General features: G+C 54.8%; 13 protein-coding genes. 7 read left to right on the top strand and 6 right to left on the bottom strand.

Annotated features, from left to right (window positions below; genetic code table 11):
* Positions 1–102: 102 nt before the first annotated feature.
* Genes CAP48_RS05345 through CAP48_RS05355 form a run of 3 tightly spaced genes read left to right on the top strand, consistent with a single transcriptional unit; the run spans position 103 to position 5160 of the window.
* On the top strand, positions 103–2250 hold the full coding sequence (locus CAP48_RS05345) for a hydantoinase/oxoprolinase family protein (protein ID WP_100694988.1): 2148 nt from the start codon (positions 103–105) through the stop codon (positions 2248–2250).
* 16 nt (positions 2251–2266) lie between these two features.
* On the top strand, positions 2267–4594 hold the full coding sequence (locus CAP48_RS05350) for a hydantoinase B/oxoprolinase family protein (protein WP_192871291.1): 2328 nt from the start codon (positions 2267–2269) through the stop codon (positions 4592–4594).
* A gap of 59 nt (positions 4595–4653) precedes the next feature.
* Positions 4654–5160 (top strand): acetone carboxylase subunit gamma, encoded by a 507-nt coding sequence (locus CAP48_RS05355; protein WP_100694989.1) that lies wholly within the window; start codon positions 4654–4656, stop codon positions 5158–5160.
* A 303-nt stretch (positions 5161–5463) separates the two neighbouring features.
* On the opposite strand, the gene CAP48_RS05360 is transcribed toward CAP48_RS05355, so the two are convergent.
* Complete coding sequence (locus CAP48_RS05360) at positions 5464–6822, bottom strand: GntP family permease (RefSeq protein ID WP_100694990.1); 1359 nt, start codon at positions 6820–6822, stop codon at positions 5464–5466.
* 378 nt (positions 6823–7200) lie between these two features.
* Between CAP48_RS05360 and CAP48_RS05365 the strand changes: the two genes are divergently transcribed.
* Positions 7201–8181 carry a DMT family transporter gene (locus tag CAP48_RS05365; protein ID WP_100694991.1) on the top strand — a complete coding sequence of 327 codons (981 nt, stop codon included), beginning with the start codon at positions 7201–7203 and terminating at the stop codon, positions 8179–8181.
* A gap of 281 nt (positions 8182–8462) precedes the next feature.
* Here CAP48_RS05365 and CAP48_RS05370 read toward each other — a convergent pair whose 3' ends face one another.
* From CAP48_RS05370 to tssG, 3 genes are all read right to left on the bottom strand, one after another.
* Positions 8463–9410: a LysR family transcriptional regulator gene (locus tag CAP48_RS05370; RefSeq protein WP_153045654.1), complete on the bottom strand. Its 948-nt coding sequence runs from the start codon at positions 9408–9410 to the stop codon at positions 8463–8465.
* A 750-nt stretch (positions 9411–10160) separates the two neighbouring features.
* On the bottom strand, positions 10161–11660 hold the full coding sequence (gene putP, locus CAP48_RS05375) for a sodium/proline symporter PutP (protein ID WP_100694993.1): 1500 nt from the start codon (positions 11658–11660) through the stop codon (positions 10161–10163).
* A gap of 270 nt (positions 11661–11930) precedes the next feature.
* A complete protein-coding gene (gene tssG, locus CAP48_RS05380; RefSeq protein WP_100694994.1) occupies positions 11931–12965 on the bottom strand; it encodes a type VI secretion system baseplate subunit TssG in 1035 nt (344 codons plus the stop codon).
* 472 nt (positions 12966–13437) lie between these two features.
* On the opposite strand from tssG, the gene tssH reads away from it, so the two are divergent.
* A complete protein-coding gene (tssH, locus tag CAP48_RS05390) occupies positions 13438–16065 on the top strand; it encodes a type VI secretion system ATPase TssH (RefSeq protein ID WP_100694996.1) in 2628 nt (875 codons plus the stop codon).
* Positions 16066–16308: 243 nt separating this feature from the next.
* Here the strand turns inward: tssH and CAP48_RS05395 are convergent, their stop codons facing one another.
* Together CAP48_RS05395 and CAP48_RS05400 are read right to left on the bottom strand one after the other, a co-directional pair.
* A complete protein-coding gene (locus CAP48_RS05395; protein WP_100694997.1) occupies positions 16309–17409 on the bottom strand; it encodes an FHA domain-containing protein in 1101 nt (366 codons plus the stop codon).
* 58 nt (positions 17410–17467) lie between these two features.
* Positions 17468–17956 carry a TssQ family T6SS-associated lipoprotein gene (locus CAP48_RS05400; protein ID WP_153045655.1) on the bottom strand — a complete coding sequence of 163 codons (489 nt, stop codon included), beginning with the start codon at positions 17954–17956 and terminating at the stop codon, positions 17468–17470.
* A gap of 538 nt (positions 17957–18494) precedes the next feature.
* On the opposite strand from CAP48_RS05400, the gene tssJ reads away from it, so the two are divergent.
* Both tssJ and tssK read left to right on the top strand, forming a co-directional pair.
* A complete protein-coding gene (gene tssJ, locus CAP48_RS05405) occupies positions 18495–19022 on the top strand; it encodes a type VI secretion system lipoprotein TssJ (protein WP_192871292.1) in 528 nt (175 codons plus the stop codon).
* 15 nt (positions 19023–19037) lie between these two features.
* On the top strand, positions 19038–20381 hold the full coding sequence (gene tssK / locus CAP48_RS05410; RefSeq protein WP_100694999.1) for a type VI secretion system baseplate subunit TssK: 1344 nt from the start codon (positions 19038–19040) through the stop codon (positions 20379–20381).
* The last annotated feature ends 1 nt before the right edge of the window (position 20382 follow it).

Raw genomic sequence — 20382 nt, forward strand, 5'->3', positions numbered from 1 at the left:
TGGGCTGTACAACAGTTAACGCTGTTGTGCATGCAATCGAACGGATGCACTGGCAATGCGCCCGTCCGGTTGTGAAGTTAGCAATTATTCGGAGACAAAAATATGCAAACTGAATCAATGCCCGTTCAGGTCATGGGTATCGATGCCGGCGGCACGATGACCGATACCTTCTTCGTCAGCAGCGATGGCAGGTTCGTGGTGGGCAAGGCCCAAAGTAATCCCGGCGACGAATCCCAGGCTATTTATGAGTCATCGCAAGATGCCCTGGCACCGTGGGGGCGCAGCGTCCAAGACGTCTACCCTGAGTTGCTCACCTGCGTGTATTCCGGAACCGCCATGCTCAATCGCGTGGTCATGCGCAAGGGGCTGGACGTTGGCCTCATGTGCAATAAAGGATTCGAAGATATTCACTCAATGGGTCGCGCACTGCAGAGCTATCTTGGCTACGCGCTGGAAGACCGCATCCATCTGAATACCCACCGCTATGACGAACCGCTGGTGCCGCTATCGCGTACCCGTGGCGTGACAGAAAGAACCGATGTACAGGGCAAAATCGTGATTCCGCTGAACGAGGACGAGGTACGGTCCGCCACGCGCGAGCTGGTGCACAATGGCGCAAAGGCGATTGTCATCAGCCTGCTGCAGTCTCACAAGAACGGACACAACGAACAGCGGGCACGCGATATCTGTCTGGACGAGCTCAAGAAAATCGGCCAGGATATTCCTGTCTTTGCCACCATTGACTACTATCCTTCCCGGAAAGAGAGCCATCGAACCAACACGACCGTGCTGGAAGCCTATGCGGCAGAACCATCACGGGCCACGCTCAAGCGCGTGAGCGACAGGTTCAAGAAGCACGGCGGCAAGTTTGATCTGCCGGTCATGGCCACCCATGGCGGTACGATTGGCTGGCGAGCCAAGGAGCTGGCCCGCACCATCGTGTCCGGTCCTATCGGCGGCGTGATCGGTTCCAAGTATCTGGGCGAGTTGCTCGGGTATGACAATATTGCCTGCAGTGATATCGGTGGCACCAGCTTTGATATGGCGCTTATCACCAAAGGCAATTTTGCCATCAAGTCCGATCCCGACATGGCCCGGCTAGTGCTGTCGTTGCCGCTGGTTGCCATGGACTCGGTTGGGGCGGGCGCTGGCAGTTTCGTTCGTATCGATCCTTATAGTGGTGCCATTAAGCTCGGGCCCGACAGCGCAGGTTATCGTGTTGGCATGTGCTGGCCTGAAAGTGGCCTTGATACCGTCTCGGTGACCGATTGCCATGTGATCCTGGGCTATCTGAATACCGACAACTTCCTTGGGGGGGCCATCAAGCTGGATGTTGACCGTGCACGCCGCTGCCTGAAGAAACAAATCGCCGACCCACTGGGCTTATCCGTCGAAGACGCCGCATCGGGTGTGATCGAGCTGCTTGACCTGCAACTGCGTGAATATACCCGTTCCATTATCAGTGCCAAGGGTTACAACCCCGCCGATTTCGTCTGCTTCTCCTACGGTGGAGCCGGCCCGGTCCATACCTACGGCTATACCGAGGGCCTGGGCTTTGAGGATGTGGTTGTACCGGCATGGGCAGCGGGTTTCTCGGCATTCGGTTGCGCTTGCGCCGAATACGAATATCGCTATGACAAGAGCGTTGACATTGCTGTGCCGCCTACCGCAGAAGATCAGGTCAAGATTGAAGCGGGCAAAACACTGACCCAAGCGTGGGGCGAACTCGCAGAAAAAGTGATTGAGGAATTCATCATCAATGGCTTTAAGCGTGAAGATGTCATGTTGCGCCCAGGCTATAGCATGCAGTATCTCGGTCAGTTGAATGATCTGGAAATCGACGCTCCTATCAGCGCCGCCGCGACGGTCAGCGATTGGGAAAAACTGGTTGCCGCATTCGATGAAACCTATGCCCGTGTGTATGCCACATCCGCCAGTTCCCCCGAACTTGGCTTCGGTGTCACCAGTGCCATCATGCGAGGCAGTGTCGTCTCTCAAAAACCTGAGTTGCCAGAAGAGCCACTCGCGGGTGAAACGCCGCCAAAAGACGCGTTGCTTGGCAAGCGCCCATTCTATCGGCGCAAGGAATGGCAGCAGGCTGATGTCTGGTCCATGGAAAAACTGCAAGCTGGAAACCGTATCGTCGGTCCTGCTGTGATCGAATCCGACTCCACGACCTTCGTGGTGCCCAAAGGATTCGAAACCAGACTGGATACGCACCGCTTGTTTCATCTGAAAGAAGTCAAATAGAAAGCAGGAGACACATATGAATAATATGATGACAAAGAACGTGTTCGGTCCGGGGGAGTTGCTGGGCAATGGCAAGACGCTGCGCGAACACCGTGACGAGGTTTTATCAAAAACCCGCGAAACCGGGCATTACAACGGCCTGTCCAAGCTGACCTTCAAGGAAACGGACCCGATCCGCTATGAGAAAATGTTTTCCCGGTTGCGTGGCGGTCTGGTTCATGCGCGCGAAACCGCGAAGAAAATCGCGGCCTCTCCGATCGTGGAACAGGAAGGCGAGTTGTGCTTTACGCTGTATAACGCCGCAGGCGACTGCATCCTGACTTCAACCGGCATCATTATCCACGTGGGTACCATGGGCGCGGCGATCAAGTACATGATCGAGAATGAGTGGGAAGCTAACCCCGGCATCAACCCGGGTGATATGTTCACCAACAACGATTGCACCATCGGCAATGTCCACCCTTGCGATATTGCGACCATTGTCCCCATTTTCTGGGCAGACCGGCTGGTGGGGTGGGTCGGCGGCGTGACGCACGTTATTGACACCGGTTCCATCAGCCCCGGCTCCATGTCCACCGGACAAACGCAGCGGTTCGGCGACGGGTACATGACGACATGCCGCAAGACGGGCGTCAACGACCAGCCTTTGCGTGACTGGCTGCATGAAAGCCAGCGCTCCGTACGTACACCGAAGTACCTGATTCTGGATGAGCGTACCCGTATCGCCGGGTGCCACATGATCCGGGCGTTGGTCGAAGAGGTGATCGAAAGCGAGGGCGTCGACGCATTCGAGTATTTCGCCTATGAAATTATCGAAGAAGGCCGTCGCGGCTTGCGACAACGACTCAAGGATATGACCATTCCGGGCGTCTATCGCAAGGTGGCCTTCGTTGATGTGCCGTACGACCATGAGGACGTCAACCTGACTTCGTCCTACGCCAAGATGAACACCATCATGCATGCGCCCACAGAGCTGACCATCAGACCGGATGCTTCATGGCGCATGAATTTCGAAGGCGGTAGCCGCTGGTGCTGGCACAGTTTCAATGCCAATCAGGTGGCGTTCACCAGCGGGATCTGGGTCATGCTTACTCAGACCCTGGTGCCAACGCAACGGATCAATGATGGCGCTTATTACGCAACCGAGTTCCACATCCCTAAAGGCACGTGGATGAATCCGGACGACCGTCGTACCGCGCATGCCGATGCCTGGCACTACCTGGTCTCTGCATGGACGGGTATGTGGCGTGCCATGAGCCAATCCTATTTCAGCCGGGGTTATCTGGAAGAGGTCAATGCAGGTAACGGCAATACCAGTAACTGGCTGCAGGGCGGAGGTATCAACCAGGATGGTGAAATTCACGCTGTTAACAGTTTTGAGACGGCGGCGACCGGCACCGGTGCTTGCGCGGTCAAGGACGGTCTGAACCACGCAGCCGCGGTTTGGAATCCTGAGGGCGACATGGGGGATATCGAAATCTGGGAAATGGCCGAGCCTTTGCTGTTCATGGGCCGCACGGTCAAATGCAACTCAGGTGGTTATGGCAAGTACCGCGGCGGTTGCGGCCTGGAAACCTTGCGCATGGTATGGCACGCGAAGGACTGGACCATGTTCTTCTCGGGCAACGGCTACATGAATAGTGACTGGGGGATGATGGGCGGTTATCCTGCCGCCACCGGCTATCGCTTTGAAGCCCACCACACCGGGCTGAAAGATCGCATTGCCAATCGCGAGTCCCTGCCGCTAGGTGCCGATGCCAACCCGAACCGCCCGGATTACGAGAAACATCTGGGCAAAGCTGCGGTGGTCAAGCGCGACAAGCAGTGTATGACAACCGAAACCGTATTTGACGATCACGATCTGTACCTCAATTACATTCGTGGAGGTCCAGGATTTGGCGATCCGCTGGATCGGGATCCTCAGGCGATTGCGCGGGACCTTAACTGCCGCTTCGTGCTGCCTGAGTACGCTGAGCGCGTTTACGGTGCCGTCATTGCGAAAGATGCCGATGGTGTATGGACAGTAGACGAAGCCAAAACCGAAGAGCGCCGCGGGCAAATCCGCAAGGCGCGCCTGCAACGCGCCATTCCGGTAAAAGAATGGATGAAGCAGGAGCGCGAACGGATTATTGCCAAAGAGGCATCATTGCCCGTACGTCATATGTACTCCACCAGCTTCGGGTTGAGCGAGAAATTCACCAACGAATTCAAGTCCTTCTGGGATTTGCCTGCCGATTGGTCGCTACCCGAATCAGAGCTGGGCGTACCGTCCTTCGGTTCTACCTATCGTAATGATATTTCCGAAATGCCCGACGTTCGTACCGTGGTGCTGGTGGAAGAGTAAATCGCCCGGGATCGGCACCCAAACGACCGGTCCCGTGACAACAAGATTGGAGATAAGTTATGTCAGTTTATACAAAGGAACAGGTCAGTAATCTGGTAGATGGCAAACTGGACTGGGATACAACTTTGCGCATGTTGCAAATGCCCAAGGATAAAGAGCGTTTTGAGATGTATCGCGATGTTTTGCAGTCCAGGGTGTCATGGGATGACCATATCATTCTGCCCTTGGGGCCCCACCTTCATATTGTGTGTTCCGCAAAAACAGGAGAGTGGGTCACCAAATGCGAATGTGGTCATGAGTTCGGCGCGTACGATCAGAACTGGAAGTTGCAGGCCAGCATATTTGTACGTGATACACCAGAGGCCATGGAGGAAGTTTACCCGCTTTTGATGGCCCCTGATACGCAATGGCAGGTCTATCGCGAGTATTATTGCCCGGATTGTGGCGTTATGCTAGATGTGGAAGCGCCTACACCGTGGTACCCGGTCATCCACGATTTTTCGCCGGATATCGAGGCGTTCTATAAAGACTGGCTAGGCCTTCCCGTGCCGAAAAAAGGGAAGTAAAAAGCAGGCGGCAGGGGGGGCAGCCAAGCAACCAAGCGGCCTGCCCCACGCAGAATTGTCTTGAAGCATAAAAGCGACATCATGATTGTAAGGGCTATTACATTCGTGATGTCGCCCTGGTTTTTTCAGTCGACGTTCTTTCAGCCTCGGCGCTTTCTGCCGGGAATCTTTCATCTCTCGCAGTTACATCCCGCAAGGGTGCTCGGTATTGCTGTACCGATACACCGTGAATGCTGGCAGCACAGTCGGGTCATTGCGCTTGACGTACACGTGGCTGCGTTATAACGAAGCCATGTGTCGGCCTTACAGCAACACCAGGCTTAGCAGCCATACCGTAATTATTCCCACTACGCCCTGAATCAGGGTGGCCATGGTCTGCGCGTAATAGGCGGTCGATACGCGCATACGGCTGAACTGGGTGACAACCCAGAAGAAGCTGTCATTGGCATGCGATACCGTCATGCCGCCTGCACCGATAGCCATGACTGTCAGAACCCGACCCATTTCACTGTCCAGGCCCAGTTGGCCAAGCATCGGCGCAACCAGTGCTGAGGTCGTTACCAGGGCCACTGTTGTTGAACCCTGGGCAGTCTTGAGCGCTGCCGACACGATAAACGGCATGAACAGGCCGATGCCCATGGCCGACAGCGTCGTGCCGATATAGTCACCCAGCGGCGTGACGTTCAGAATGGCGCCAAAGGCCCCGCCGGCGCCTGTGATAAGCAGAATCGGCGCGGCAGATGTCAGCCCTTCGGCAACGTAATCATGAAACTGTTGGCGCTTGCCCGTGCCCTTGAGCAGGAACATGGCAGAAATCAGGCCGGCGAGCAGGGCTACAACCGGATGTCCAAGAAACAGCAAAACGTTGGCAAAGGCGCCTTCGCCAAGTGGCTTGCTGGGAAACGCGACAACCGAGCCGATGCAGATCAGGATGATAGGCAGAAAGATCGGAGTGAACGCCTGAAGTGTACTTGGCAGTACGCCGTATTCTTCGCGAGTTTTCATCAATCCCTGATTCGGGCCGGTAGGCACCACCGGCTCTTCCAGTTCGATGTCTTTTTTCAGGAAAATATTGGCCCAGAGCAAACCGGCCAGCGCCGTAACGGCAGAGACGACCAGACCCACCAGAATGACAAGGCCCAGATTGTCGCCCAGCCCCAAATTGCCGGCCGCGGCAATGGGTCCCGGAGTCGGCGGCACAAAGGTGTGGGTTGCGTACAAGCCGGTAGCCAGCGCCACGCTCATGGCGATCAGTGACACATTCATACGTTTGGCGATGGCTTCTTTGAGAGAGTTCAGAATGACATAGCCCGAATCACAAAAAACCGGAATGGAAACCAGATACCCGATGACAGACATGGTCAGTGTTGGAAAACGGTTGCCCAGCAACTTGATAATGCTGTCGGCCATGGTAATGGCGGCGCCGGTTTTTTCCAGTATGACGCCGATGATCGTGCCCAGTACAATCACGATCCCGATACTGCCCATGATGCCACCGAAGCCGGTGGTAATGTGTTTGACAATATCCAGCAACGGCACCTGATACATAAAGCCGCCGATAAAAGCCGCAGCCAGCAGTGCCAGAAATGGATGGAGTTTGAGTTTTGTTGTTGCCAGTACAATCAGTGCGATCAGTATGACAAGAATGGCGACCAGGTACATTTCAGTTGTCCTAATGCAAGTGTGTTAAAAGTAGATGTAAAAATTGGTAATATTCCGGCGATTGTATCTTAAATATTGCCGCCATACCGCGCACTTTTTTCTTGTTGTTACGCTTATACCGAATTGTCCAGGATTACCGCTATGGCTCTCGCTCGTTAGTTACGTGCAGAGTGCCAATCCTGAGTTCATCAGAAAAAGTAAAGACCATTAAGAAAAAGTGGCTTGCGGGCAACAGGGGGGCTGCTTCACAATGATCTGAGTTCATCAGTTGGGGAGCACAATGACAGCCCGCTGTCCTTGGCAAACAGGTCGTGCCACCTCAAATATTATTTGCAACGCCAACCAGTTTGGCATACACAGGCAGTTCAGGAAAATGCAATGAAGGACAATACACAAGGCGAAAATGTGGGTCAGCTCCAGCTGATCGTTGGCATGGCCATGTCTGGGACCATCGGGCTCTTTGTGGTCTGGTCGGGCCAGAACCCCTTTAACGTCGGATTCTGGCGCTGCCTCATTGGCGGCCTGTGCCTGCTGTTATTTTGTTTTGCCAAGGGTTATCTGAAGCTCGCGCAAGTAACACGGTTACAGTGGGCGCTGCTTGGGGTCAGCGGCGTGGTGCTGGTGCTCAATTGGGCAGCGCTGTTCGCTTCGTATTTGCATGCGGGTATTGGCGTTGGAACGGTAATCTACAATACACAACCGTTCTTCCTGTTGTTGGCCGGCCCGCTGATGTTCGGCGAGCGCATCACGCTCAGGCAGGTCTTGTTGGCGATACTGGCCTTTGGCGGCGTGGTGCTGATTGTTCTGCCGGCGCTGCTCGGAATCCAAGTGGATGTGCTGTTTTTGCAAGGCGCCGGTTTCGCCCTACTGGCGGCCATTTTGTACTCGGGTTTGACGATTGCCACTAAAAAGCTGACCGGCATCAAGCCTCATGTTGTCGCAATGTGTCAGTTGGGAATCGGTCTGGTCTTTCTGGCGCCAATCATGGCGTTCGAGCAGTTGCCAAATACCTCGATGCAGTGGTTATCTGTCGGAGTAATGGGGGTATTTCACACCTTTCTGATGTATATCCTGATCTATTCGGCGTATCAGACACTGCCAATGGGCAAGATTGCAATTCTGTCGTACGTGTATCCGGTGGTCGCCGTCATTGCCGACTATTTTGCGTTTGGGCATGAAGTGGGCGGCTGGCAATGGCTGGGGATTGTCATGATTCTCGCTGCGGGCATCGCCAACGCAAGCCATTCGGCGGCTACTGTGCGTTCGTCGCAACAACTGGCAGACAAGGAAACCGCTGGCACCGGTGACAGCGCCACCGGACAGGCGACCGTCCATCCAGTGCGAACACAGTCGCGATAAATTAGAATGCAACACTTGGAACAGGCACCATAGCAGGAGTCGGCACCACAGTAGGAATAGGTATCACACCAGGAATAGGTGTAACAACAGGGAGACGGGCGACACCGAGATAGGATGCGACGCCTGGAAGAAGGGTAATACGAGGGAAAAGCGTATTGCCTGGGAGAAGTACAACACCAAAGAATGGTGCACGCCAGGAGGAAGGTAATACAGTTGTTCTGACGATCAGGCAGGTGTCCGTCGCCTTCTACGCCGTTCCGGTAAGCTGCCTGCTGCTAAAACTACCGATCGGAAAAACTTGGCGACTGTGTGTGATGCTGTGTCTGGTAAGAGGCAGCTTCCTGCAGTAGCCACTGCCGGAATTTTTGTGCGCCTTCGGACAGGCCGGCCAGTGACGGCCCAAGCAGAAAGTAGCCCAGTTCCGAGCGCAGCGTGAGCGGATCCAGCGCGACCAGCTTCTGTTCCTTCAGGAAAACATCCAGCAATACCATCCGCCCCAGCAGCACGCCCTGATGGGCAAGTGCTGCATCCACCGAAAGACCGGAGTCTGTGTAGGTAAGGCGATAGTCGGGCAATGTGGACTCTGGTGCCTTCGCGTGCAGCCACTCTCGCCATGTGACGTCCTGATCGTCCCCGCCCAGCATGCCCCGATCACCAATCAGTGGCAAACGGGCAAAATCGCCCGATTCGATCAGCGGGGCCCAGGCAGGATACTGTCGCGCAGTACAGACGGCCTGATGCGATTCTTTCATCAGGCTGTCGCACAAAGGCGTTTCGTATTGTCCCTTGCCATATCGGATTGCCAGGTCCAGGTCGTCAAAAGTGAAGTCGATCAATTTAGGTGAGCTGTCGATGTCCAGCCGGATCGTGGAATGCTGGCGAAAGAACGCAGGCAGACGCGGGTTGAGCCAGAATCGGGCGAATGATGGCAGCACGCTGATACGCACCAGCAGCGGATCTCGCGGATGCTCAAAAGACCCGGCCAGCAGGTCGAAGGCCTGCGATAGCTTGGGCAGCGCATCACGCCCGTAAGGGGTGAGGACCATGCCGCTGCGGGACTGAGTAATGACCCGCTGGCCCAGATGGTGCTCCAGCTGTTTAATTTGCTGGCTCACGGCCGATGGCGTGACGTGCAGCTCCTTTGCCGCCAGCGCCATGGATTTGAGACGAGCGCTCGCCTCGAATGCTTTGAGGCTGTTTAGCGGAGGAAGGGGCTGGCGGGTTTTCAAAAAAGGGCCTCGGCAACAAATGGATTTTAGTTTTGTTACATGCTGTCGATTGTAGGGCTAAACGGCGAATTTGCCGACAGGATTCGCACGCATCTCGCCGCGTGTTGTATAAAGCGGACGTGTTGAGCGCTTGTTCGGGAAAAATCAGCGTTTTTGACGCCCGTGGCGTGAATGTCGCGTCTCCCTGCATATGGCAAATGTATTGATCTCTGGCAAGCTTTCTCGCAAGTCATTCGCAAGCCGTCCGGGAGGCATGCGGGGGAAGTTAATCGGCGGGCGGCGCCAATCGGTGTGCGTCGTAATGAGCGTCCATAATAGACCCGGACAGGGCGAGTGTCCGCGTCTTCAAAGTAGAAAAGGCTTCGCTGTGCAACCACGATATTTTCGAGGGCCGGGACATCGAACGAAACGAGAGTGTGACGAAAAAGAAAAAGGAACTTAGGACGACTAAGGGAAAAACGCATACATAAAAACAAGCGCCAGCTAATAAAAAGGAAAAGCTCCCTGTGATAAAAAAATAGTCGCTTGTGGAGGAAAAAGAAAATACAACAGCGATCGCCTGGAAAGGTTTCTTCTGGTGAACAAGACAGGGCGCGCCGGTGAACGAGCAAAGGCTTGTTGAGCGAGCGAAAAAATCTTTCATAGAGAAAAAGAAAACGCCGCTCATGACAAAAGAAAATGCCGCCCATCATGAAAAAAGCTCCGGTCCGCGATGGGACAGGAGCTTTTTTCAGTTGCGTCGAGTGTCACTTACATTGCGTTTTTGAAGTCGCGATCAGCGCGGTCAAAGTTATCCGTCACAGCCTGTGATGGGGCTTTGGTCAACAGCGATACAGCGATAATCGCAATCACGCCTGCAATGAATCCAGGGACGATTTCATACAGGTCGCTGCCGCTGTACTGCTTCCACAAGACAACGACCAACGCACCAGCTACCATGCCTGACAGCGCACCTGCAGCATTCATGCGCCGCCAGAAAACCGACAGCAGGATCACTGGACCGAAAGCGGCGCCGAAACCGGCCCATGCGTATGCAACGAGGCCAAGTACGCGACTGTCCGGGTCAGATGCAATCCATATGGCAAGCAATGCGATCAACAGCACCATCGCTCGACCAATCCAGACCAGTTCTTTCTGGCCCGCATGCGGACGGATGAAACCTTTATAGAAGTCCTCGGTAATCGCACTGGAGCAGACCAGCAACTGGCAGCTGAGCGTACTCATGACGGCGGCCAGAATGGCTGACAAAATGACACCCGCAATCCAGGGGTTAAATAGAATTTGTGCCAGTTCGATAAAGATGCGTTCGCTGTTCTGGTTGACGGGGGCCGCCTGATCAGGATTGAGCTGGAACCACGCAATACCGAAATAACCAACAGCAACCGCGCCGCCCAGGCACAGAATCATCCATGTCATGCCAATGCGCCGCGCTGCTTTCAGGCTTTTGACCGAGTCTGCAGCCATGAAGCGGGCCAGGATATGTGGCTGACCGAAGTAGCCCAGGCCCCATGCCGCAGCACTCACAATTGCAATAAAGCTGCCGCCGGCGATCAGGCTTGAATAATTCTTGCCTGCTGTGGCTGCAGCCTGATCAATGGTCGCAGTAACGGCAGAAAAATCGCCCATGCCCAGCAATACCATGATCGGCGTGAGTATGAGGGCAAAAAACATCAGCGACGCCTGGATTGTGTCAGTCCAGCTGACCGCCAGAAAACCGCCGATAAAGGTGTAGATGATGGTTGCGCCTGCTCCGAGCCACATTGCGGTGACATAGTCGACGTGGAAGAGGCTTTCGAACAGGCGGGCGCCCGCCACGATGCCTGAGGCGCAATAGATGGTGAAGAAAAACAGAATGATGGCAGCCGCCGCAATCTTGATGATGACGCTGCCGCCGCCGAAGCGACGATGAAAATATTCGGGAAGCGTTAGCGCATTGTTGTTATATTCCGTGTGCATGCGCAGGCGACCGGATACCAGCAGCCAGTTGAAATAGGCGCCAACGGTCAGGCCGATGGCAATCCAGGCTTCGGACAGGCCTGCCAGATAAATTGCGCCGGGCAGACCCATAAGGAGCCAGCCGGACATATCAGAGGCACCCGCGGACAGTGCCGTTACAAAACTGCCCAGGCTGCGTCCGCCCAGGATATAGTCATCAAAATTGCGTGTCGAAAAGTAGGCGATAAACCCGACTGCCAGTACGACAATCAGATATATGGCGAACGTGATGATCATCGGATTAATGTCGCTCATTCCTCGTTCCCTGTTTCTATCTGTTTAAAGTGGTGGATTTTACGGAAATGCCAAAAAAATGAATATAAGGGTTAACTCTTATAAAATAAGGTTAACTTTATGATTTGATATAGATATTGTCGTGTGGTTTTTTTCGGAATTGGCCGGGTTAACCCCGGTTTTGCATCATTCTGTTCGCAGGTCGCCGAAAACAGGACCCTAAGCAACCTGCGATGCGCTGTGTGTGTTGCTACCAGGCTCAGGGTGCCCTGGCCAAGGAAACTGAAAAATCTACAGTTTTTCGCGCAGTTCATAATCGATAATCACATCGTGCGCGTCGCCGGCGCTCTCGGGACGCAGTCCCATCCAGGAGCCCAGGCCCAGGGGCGAAGCCTCGCCCAGGCGAATTCCCTTGACGTCCTCTCTTTTAAGCACGATTTGAGCATCCCAGTTCAGTTCAATGCCGACGTAATGTCGCAACCAGTGCGTCAATTGTCGGGCCTTGCGCGTACCCGGCATGAACTGGTCAAACTCGGTGCGGCTGAGCGGACCTAACGACAATCGAAATTTATGCTGGGCATCGCGCACCGAGCTGCCCAGGATTGTGTCCTGGCCCAATCCCATGCTGCCATTCAGGCCCAGTTGCTGCGCTGGGTCCAGGGCGATCCATTGCGGTACAAACTCTTTGAGGCTGACATTAATATTGAAGAAGGTTTTCAGTATCTGGATAATGCCTTCCGGATTGCGCGTCTGCCGAACCAGATGGCCTGCAAAGAAATATTTGGCGTGATCCATGATCGAATCGCGCTGCTTCAGGGATTCCTGTCCCTGATTGATCAGGCTCGCAACATGACGGCTGAAATTTTCTTCGGGGCGATCAAGACTTACCGTGCTTTGCGCATCTGCCCAGGCGCGGTAAAACAGTGCAATCAGGCGATGATGAAAAATATCGGCGAAGGCCGAGAGGGTGTGATCGCGGTGATGTACGATCCGTTCCCGCACATATTCTGTCAGGTGCAGCGGCAGAGGACCGTTGGGGCCAAACAGGCCATAGCTCAGAACGGAGACAACGGGCGGGCCGTCTTTATCACGATCGACATCGCAAATGGTGGAAGGCGCGAACGCCATGGACGGTTCCTGGCGCAGTCGCACCGGCTCACGCGAGGGCAGTGAGTCTCGTCCCAGCGGCTTTCTTGTGCCACTGCGTGCGTCCAGCCAGCGCAGTACATGATACAAACCGAATCTATAGGGGTCTGCTTCAAGTTTTTGCCAGAAGTCCGGCGGCAGCGTATTGGCTGGCGTCACAGGATCCGAAGGTGTATCCATGCGGTTGGTATACCTGTCAAAAGGTGTATAAGATATCTTGGCGAAATGACATGGCGGTTGCAGCCCGTGTATGACGTGGCGGTTACAGCCAGTGTACCTGAAACCTTGATATATTGCGCAAGGGCAGGCGTGCCGCAGGTGCACATCATATCAGATATCGAAAAGGGGGCGATATCTGTCAGAGCAGACAAAGCCGGCATCCCGCGCTGCGTCGACAAGGCCAGCGATGCCAATCCATGGCGCTAAATCGATGAATACGTCTTGGCTGCCAAAGAGCTGCAACTAAAGAGCCGCAACCAAAGAACTGCGCAGCCCATGACAAGCAAGCTGCTCGTTGTTTACATTTAGCAAAACTTTATGATTCGAAAAGCGGCGCAGATCACGTAACATACAGGGCATTCTTTCACAGGCAGGTCATATCTTTCGGTTACGCTTTTCAATCCACACATGACAGCAAGCAAAATAATCAATTATGTCTGAAATTAATCGCAGCGATCTATTTGGAAAACTCGACACTTTGCTGTACCGTGCCCTGGAAGGCGCGACGGCATTTTGCAAACTGCGGGGCAACCCGCATGTGGAATTGGTGCACTGGCTTCATCAAATCATGCATGAACATGATAGTGACCTGCAGAAAATTATTCGATATTTTGAGCTCAATCCCGATCAGCTGGAGCGCGGTATCGTGGCCACGCTGGATGAGTTGCCGCGCGGCGCCTCGTCCGTTTCTGATCTGTCTGAACATCTGGACAATGCGACCGAAAGGGCCTGGGTTTACGGTTCGCTCAAGTACGGCGAAGCGCGCATTCGCAGTGCGCATCTGATTCTGGGGATTCTCAAGACGCATTCGCTGCGCAATGTGCTCTATGGCATTGCACCCGAATTCAAGAAAATCACGCCCGATGTGCTGGCCGATAATTTGCCGGCCATCGTTCGCGATTCTGTCGAGCAGCAGGACAGCGCTGCGCTGTCTGCGGGCGCAACCGGCGCGCCTGCTGCCGGCGGCAGTGGCAAGTCGGCGTTGTCGCAGTACGCGGTCGATATGACGGCCCGGGCGCGCAACAATGAAATTGATCCGGTTTCCGGTCGCGACGAGGAAATCCGCCAGATTGTGGATATTCTGATGCGCCGTCGCCAGAACAATCCACTGCTGACGGGAGAGGCCGGTGTGGGCAAGACGGCCGTGGTCGAAGGGCTGGCGATCCGCCTGGCCAGTGGCGATGTGCCGCCTTCGCTGCGCGACGTATCGTTGTACCTGCTGGACATCGGGCTGTTATCTGCCGGTGCAAGCATGAAGGGAGAATTTGAATCGCGCCTGCGCCAGGTCATTGATGAAGTGCAGGCCAGCGAAAAGCCGATTGTGCTGTTCATTGATGAAATCCATACTCTGATTGGCGCAGGCGGGGCCGCAGGTACGGGCGACGCGGCTAATCTGCTTAAGCCGGCATTGGCGCGCGGGCAATTGCGCACGATCGGCGCGACAACCTGGGCGGAATATAAAAAGTATATTGAAAAAGATCCGGCGCTCACGCGTCGCTTCCAGGTAGTGCAGGTGCACGAGCCAGCCGAGGCGAAGGCGCTGATTATGTTGCGCGGTCTGGCAGGGAGGCTGGAGTCCCATCATCAGGTTCTGCTTTTGGATGAAGCCATTGATGCCGCGGTTCGGCTGTCACACCGTTATATACCGGCACGCCAGCTTCCCGACAAGGCAGTGGCGCTGCTCGATACCGCGTGCGCCCGCGTGGCGGTCAGTCAGCATGCACAGCCGCCGGCTGTTGAGGATTCGCGTCGCCGGATTGAGCACCTGCAGATTGAACGCGATATTGCACAACGTGAGTTGCAGGTAGGTGTTGGCAGCGAAGAACGCATTACCAATCTTGATAATGATTTGCAGGCGGCGCAGCAAGAGCTTGGTCGGCTGCAGGAAAACTGGCAGACTGAGCAGGGGCTGGCTGCCAGGCTATTTGAGTTGCGCCAGGTGTTGCGCAACGAGGATACCAGCGAACAATTACGCGCCGAGACACTGGCTGCGCTCAAAGAGGTGCAGCAGCAGCTGGAGGCTCAGCAGGGCGAGGCGCCGCTGATCTTTCCTTCGGTGGATGCCAATGCGGTGGCTGCTGTTGTGGCTGACTGGACAGGCATTCCTGTAGGACGTATGGTCAAGGACGAGGCCAGTTCGGTATTACAGTTGTCCGATTCCCTGGAAAAACGGGTGATTGGCCAGCGCGACGGGCTCGATGCGATTGCTCGGCGTATCCAGACATCTCGTGCCCGGCTGACAGACCCGAACAAGCCGGTCGGCGTGTTTCTGCTTTGCGGCCCCAGCGGCGTGGGCAAGACCGAGACAGCGCTGGCGCTGGCCGAAACGCTTTACGGCGGCGAGCAGAATCTCATATCTATTAATATGAGCGAGTTCCAGGAAGCACATACAGTATCCACGCTCAAGGGCGCACCGCCAGGCTATGTCGGTTATGGCGAAGGCGGCGTGCTGACCGAGGCCGTGCGCCGTCGTCCCTATAGCGTGGTGCTACTCGATGAAGTGGAAAAGGCGCACGCCGATGTGCATGAGATTTTCTTTCAGGTCTTTGACAAAGGCTGGATGGAAGATGGCGAAGGGCGCTATATCGACTTCAAAAATACGGTGATTATCCTGACCTCGAACGTCGGCACTGATCGCATCGTGGATCTATGCAAGGATCCGGATTTAATGCCGGATGCCGAGGGGCTGACCGGCGCCTTGCGCGAGCCGCTGCTTGGTGTCTTCCCAGCAGCGTTACTGGGTCGACTCGTTGTGGTGCCGTATTTGCCGCTGTCTGATCAGATGCTGGGCAGTATCGTGCGCCTGCAGCTGGAGCGCATCAGGCTGCGGTTGCAGCAGAATCACAATATTGATTTTGACGTAACCGATGCCGCCGTGTCGCAGATCGTCGGGCGTTGCACTGAGGTCGAGTCGGGGGGGCGCATGGTAGATGCCATTCTGACCAATACCGTGTTGCCGAAAGTGAGCCAGGAAATTCTGATGAGCACCATCGAAGGACGTCGTCTGAACCGAGTATCGCTGGATGCGCAAGAGGGTGAATTTGTTTATCAGTACAGCTGAAAGCCAATTCAATTGAAATTGAGCAACCGGACAGGCGACGCATGCTGATTGTGATCTCTGACGGTTAATTCCGATGAATTTGGATCGGCAAAATGCCCGTTAACGCAGCGGGCATTTTTCGTATGGGGTCGTGCGACAGGCGGTTTGCCCGGGACACGGCCTCGTCCTGAATAATGTTATTCGTTGCACAACCCGGTCTGAAAAACGATGTTATTTGTCGACACCGCCCGGTCCTGGGCGATCCTATTTGTCGTCCGGGTCCTTGTCTTTTTCTTTATAGCCGGAATGGGCGGCCCGGCGCAGCGTCTCAAGAATATTATCCTCCTTGTGGCTGTCCAGGGCGGTATCCTTGTTCAGGGTAGTCGGGCTGTCGTCGCTGAAAATCGTGTGACGATCTTTGTCCGCGCCGTCCGAGGGCAATGCCGCCAGTGGATCCCCGTCAATCGAAGGATGATGCATGCCTTGGGGCTTGAGCAGCTCCACCGGATTATGATGATTGCGATTGGCCGCCGACTCCATATCGAACGGGTGCTGCTCGTCCGAGGTTGTGGCACCTACTGGCAGTACGCCGGGGCCGCTGAGCAGATCCTTGAAAATATCGTCCGGGTTTTCTTCGGGAGCAGGGGTGGCCGCTGTAGCGCTTTCATCCGCTTGCGCGATGTTTGTATTGGACGATATTGGACTGGGCGATGAGGGCTCAGAAGTCGCGCCATTATCGTGCAGCGGAGCGACCGTGGTGTTGGGTGCGGGTGTCGGGGGCGGCATTCTATTGATAGGCGTGCCCAGCGGATGCTCTTGGGCAAGAGGGTCTGCCTGAACGCCGTCATCGCTTGTTTCTGCCGGTGGCTGGTAGGCCGGATGCCAGGTGGGCAGCTTGTCGCTACTGTCGGCGTGTGAAGTTGCAGAGCCTGTAGCTGCGCTTATGCCAGTCGCGCTCGCGCCTGCCGCTGCAGCGCCACCGGCGAAGGCGGCGGTGTCATACGGTGTTGCGCTTAGTGCGGCGTTATCAATGTCGCCGGCAGGGTCCGATGACGCTTGTGAATCACCTAAGGTGATCTGGTAATCACCCACGGTAATGCTGTCGCCATTGTTTACCGTGCTCTCCTGGGACAATCCAAGAGGCGTGTCGTTGACAGCGACGCGGCCCATGCTGCTCATGTTGAGCACGGTCGCGGCGCTGCGGCTGTCATCCAGTCGGACAATGGCCTGCAATGTGCTCAGTTCACCCGACGGATCGGGCAGATTCACGTCATTCTGCTGTCCACGGCCTATCGTGCCGCCGGGCGGTTGCAACTGACAGGTGAATGTGGTGGCGTTGTGCAGATGTTGTACGGTCAGTTTCATGATGGGTTCTGCTCCTTGACCGAGGACGGCGATGGCGTCCCCGTCATGCCGCGCCGGTCTATTTCGTCAGAGGGCGTATGGGCGTAATGCTGCCGCTGGCCGAGGCGCTGCCAGAGCCTGCGGTTTGCGCTGGCTGATGCTGTGCCTGTACCCGTTCAAACACCGGTCCCCATGACGGGTGTGATTTTTCGGCCGGAAGCAATGTGAAATTGGGGTTCAGTGTCAGGATCTGTTCAAATGTGCTGGCACAACTGCGCTTGGCTTCAGTCAGGCACTCGCTGAATGCCTTGTATTTAAGAGCCGTGGTGTGCAAGGCCACCGACCCGGTGCTTAGTGCCGGGGTGTTGCTCACCTGGGTAATTACCGCCTGGTATTGCCCGGCCATAAAAGTTTCGCGTACCGGCCGGATTTGAACTTCTTCGGACGAGCTCAATGCATTTGAGCCCGAGTCGCCCCACAGAGAGCATGCAGACATCATGACACTGGCAGCCAGCACACCGGACACGAGAAGCAGACGTGAAGCGCTTGTTTTTTTGAATTGAGACATGTTTGTGTAATAGAAATATTTCATAATGCAGTTTGACGTTGCCTGTTAATACAACTGAAATATACCGTTTTAATGTTGCATATGACAATTGCAGATTACCCGCGATGCCGGCATTTCCCGGAAGAAATATTTTTCATTGAATGTTATTAGCCACCGCGCTATGTACAGGATATTAATACTTCCAGATGACAATAGCATGTTAATTTGACGGCATCGTGCTTAGGAAAAGTAAATTATGTAACAAACAGGTAACTTTCGAAAAATACTGTTTAATTTAACTACATCTTAACCAATTTCAGTAAAAGTATAGGCTTTTGTGCTTGATGTTTTGGTCTGTCATAAACACAATTGAAATCGACGTATCCGCCGGGTATGAAGGAGCGGCCGGGATTGATTGCAACAGGCATAATATCAAGGGCCGACGGGACAGACAGCAACTGGCATAAAGCTCGGTCTGCAAATGCAGATTACGGCGGCAATCGCCAGCTGTGCCAACGCACGGTCAGCAATTGCAGGCTATTGAATGAGGACATGGTAAATGACATCAATTTATAACAAGATCATAAAGCTGGGGACAGTCGGTCTGATCGGCGCTGCTGCGCTAGCCGGGTGTGCTTCCACTGAATCCAAAATGGCGGTTCCCTACATTGTCGAATTAAAAGCAGATAGTCAGGTAAACCCCAATGCTTCGGGCAAGCCTTCTCCCATTAAGATCACGATATACGAACTGAAGTCAACCAATGCATTTGACACGGCCAACTATTTTGCCCTGATGAAGGATCCGCGAGCCGTACTGGGTGACCAGATGCTTGAGGTCAATTCAAGCATCATCAAGCCGGGAAGTACCGAGGAAATCAAGGCTTCGGGCAATACCCAGGCCAAGGCTATCGGTATTGTTGCATCGTACCGTGACCTGAATAACAGCCAATGGCGTCTGGTCGTAGACCTGCCGGAAGCTGAGACCACCAATTTCTATAAATTCTGGCAGTTCTCTCCCAACGAAGCCCGTATTCGCGTTGATGTGCAGAGAGCCGCTATTAACGTCAACAAAACAGAACCAAAATAAACTGCAGATTGTTTTATGAGCATAAAAGATAAAGTAGTCTGGTCCGAGGGAATGTTTCTTCGCCCTCATCATTTTCAGCAGTTCGAGCGATTCCTGGAACACAATCTGCGGGTGCGCATTGAAAGCATTTCAAGTGTGTTCTGGGGTTTCCAGGACCTGGATATCGATATCGATGCCCTGGCGCTGGGAAAGATCGCACTGAAAAAAGCAACAGGTCTGTTTCCCGACGGCACGCCATTCAGCTTTGATGCCGAGTCTGCGCCGTTTGCATTTGAGGTGCCCGCCGGCACCCTGGACACGCGGATATACCTGGCCATTCCGCGTGTACGGGAAGGCGCCGAAGACGTGGTGTTTGAAGAGACGGCCGACTCACTGGCTCGCTATAGCGTTATTGAAGAAGAAGTGGTTGACACTTGTGAAGTCTCGCTCGGAACGGCAGTTGTCCAGGTTGGCCGGTTGCGCTTTCGGCTCATGCTTGAATCTGATTTCGGTGACGAGTGGATCGGTATGCCGCTGGCCCGTGTCACGGAGCGCAGCGCAGACAACAAGGTGGTGCTCGATTTCACTTATATTCCGCCGGTACTGTCCAGCCACGTCAGTTTTGCGCTGACCAGCTTTATCCGCGAACTGTTCGGGCTACTCAATGCGCGTAGCGAGTTGCTGGCCGCCCGCTTGAACCAGCCGGGTCGCGGCGGGGTGGCCGAGGTTTCCGAATTCCTGATTCTGGAAACCATCAATCGCTATCGTGGCGCCCTGTGGCACATGACGACACTTGGCAATTTACATCCGGAACGGATTTTCCACGATTTTCTGATGCTGGCCAGCGACATGGCCACGTTTTCGGGCACGGGAAAGCGCATGGAGACATTTCCGGCTTATGTACATGATGATTTGCGCGTCAGCTTTGAGCCGCTGATGCAGGTGCTGCGCCGGGCCCTCACCACCATTCTGGAAGAGCAGGCCATTCGCATACCGCTGCATGACAAAGGCCAGGGATTGCGGGTGGGGCAGGTTACCGACCCGCATCTGCTGCAGTCGGCCGAGTTCATTATTGCCGTGCATGCGGACATGCCGGCAGAGCTGACACGCACGCGCTTTCCCGCACAGGTCAAGTTGGGGCCGGTAGAGCGTATCCGTGATCTGGTGCATCTGCAATTGCCAGGCGTGTCTTTGAAACCGGTCACCAACGTGCCGCGTCAGTTGCCGTACAGTGCCGGGCACATTTATTTTTCCCTGGAGAAAACCGGCGATATGTGGAAACAGCTGGAACGCACCGGCGCGCTGGCGCTGCATCTTGCCGGGGAGTTTCCGGGACTGACACTTGAGTTCTGGGCGATCAGAGAGGATCGGGACAGGTAAA

Origin of the sequence: Advenella sp. S44 (assembly GCF_002810445.1) — a bacterium.
Lineage (GTDB): Bacteria > Pseudomonadota > Gammaproteobacteria > Burkholderiales > Burkholderiaceae_B > Advenella.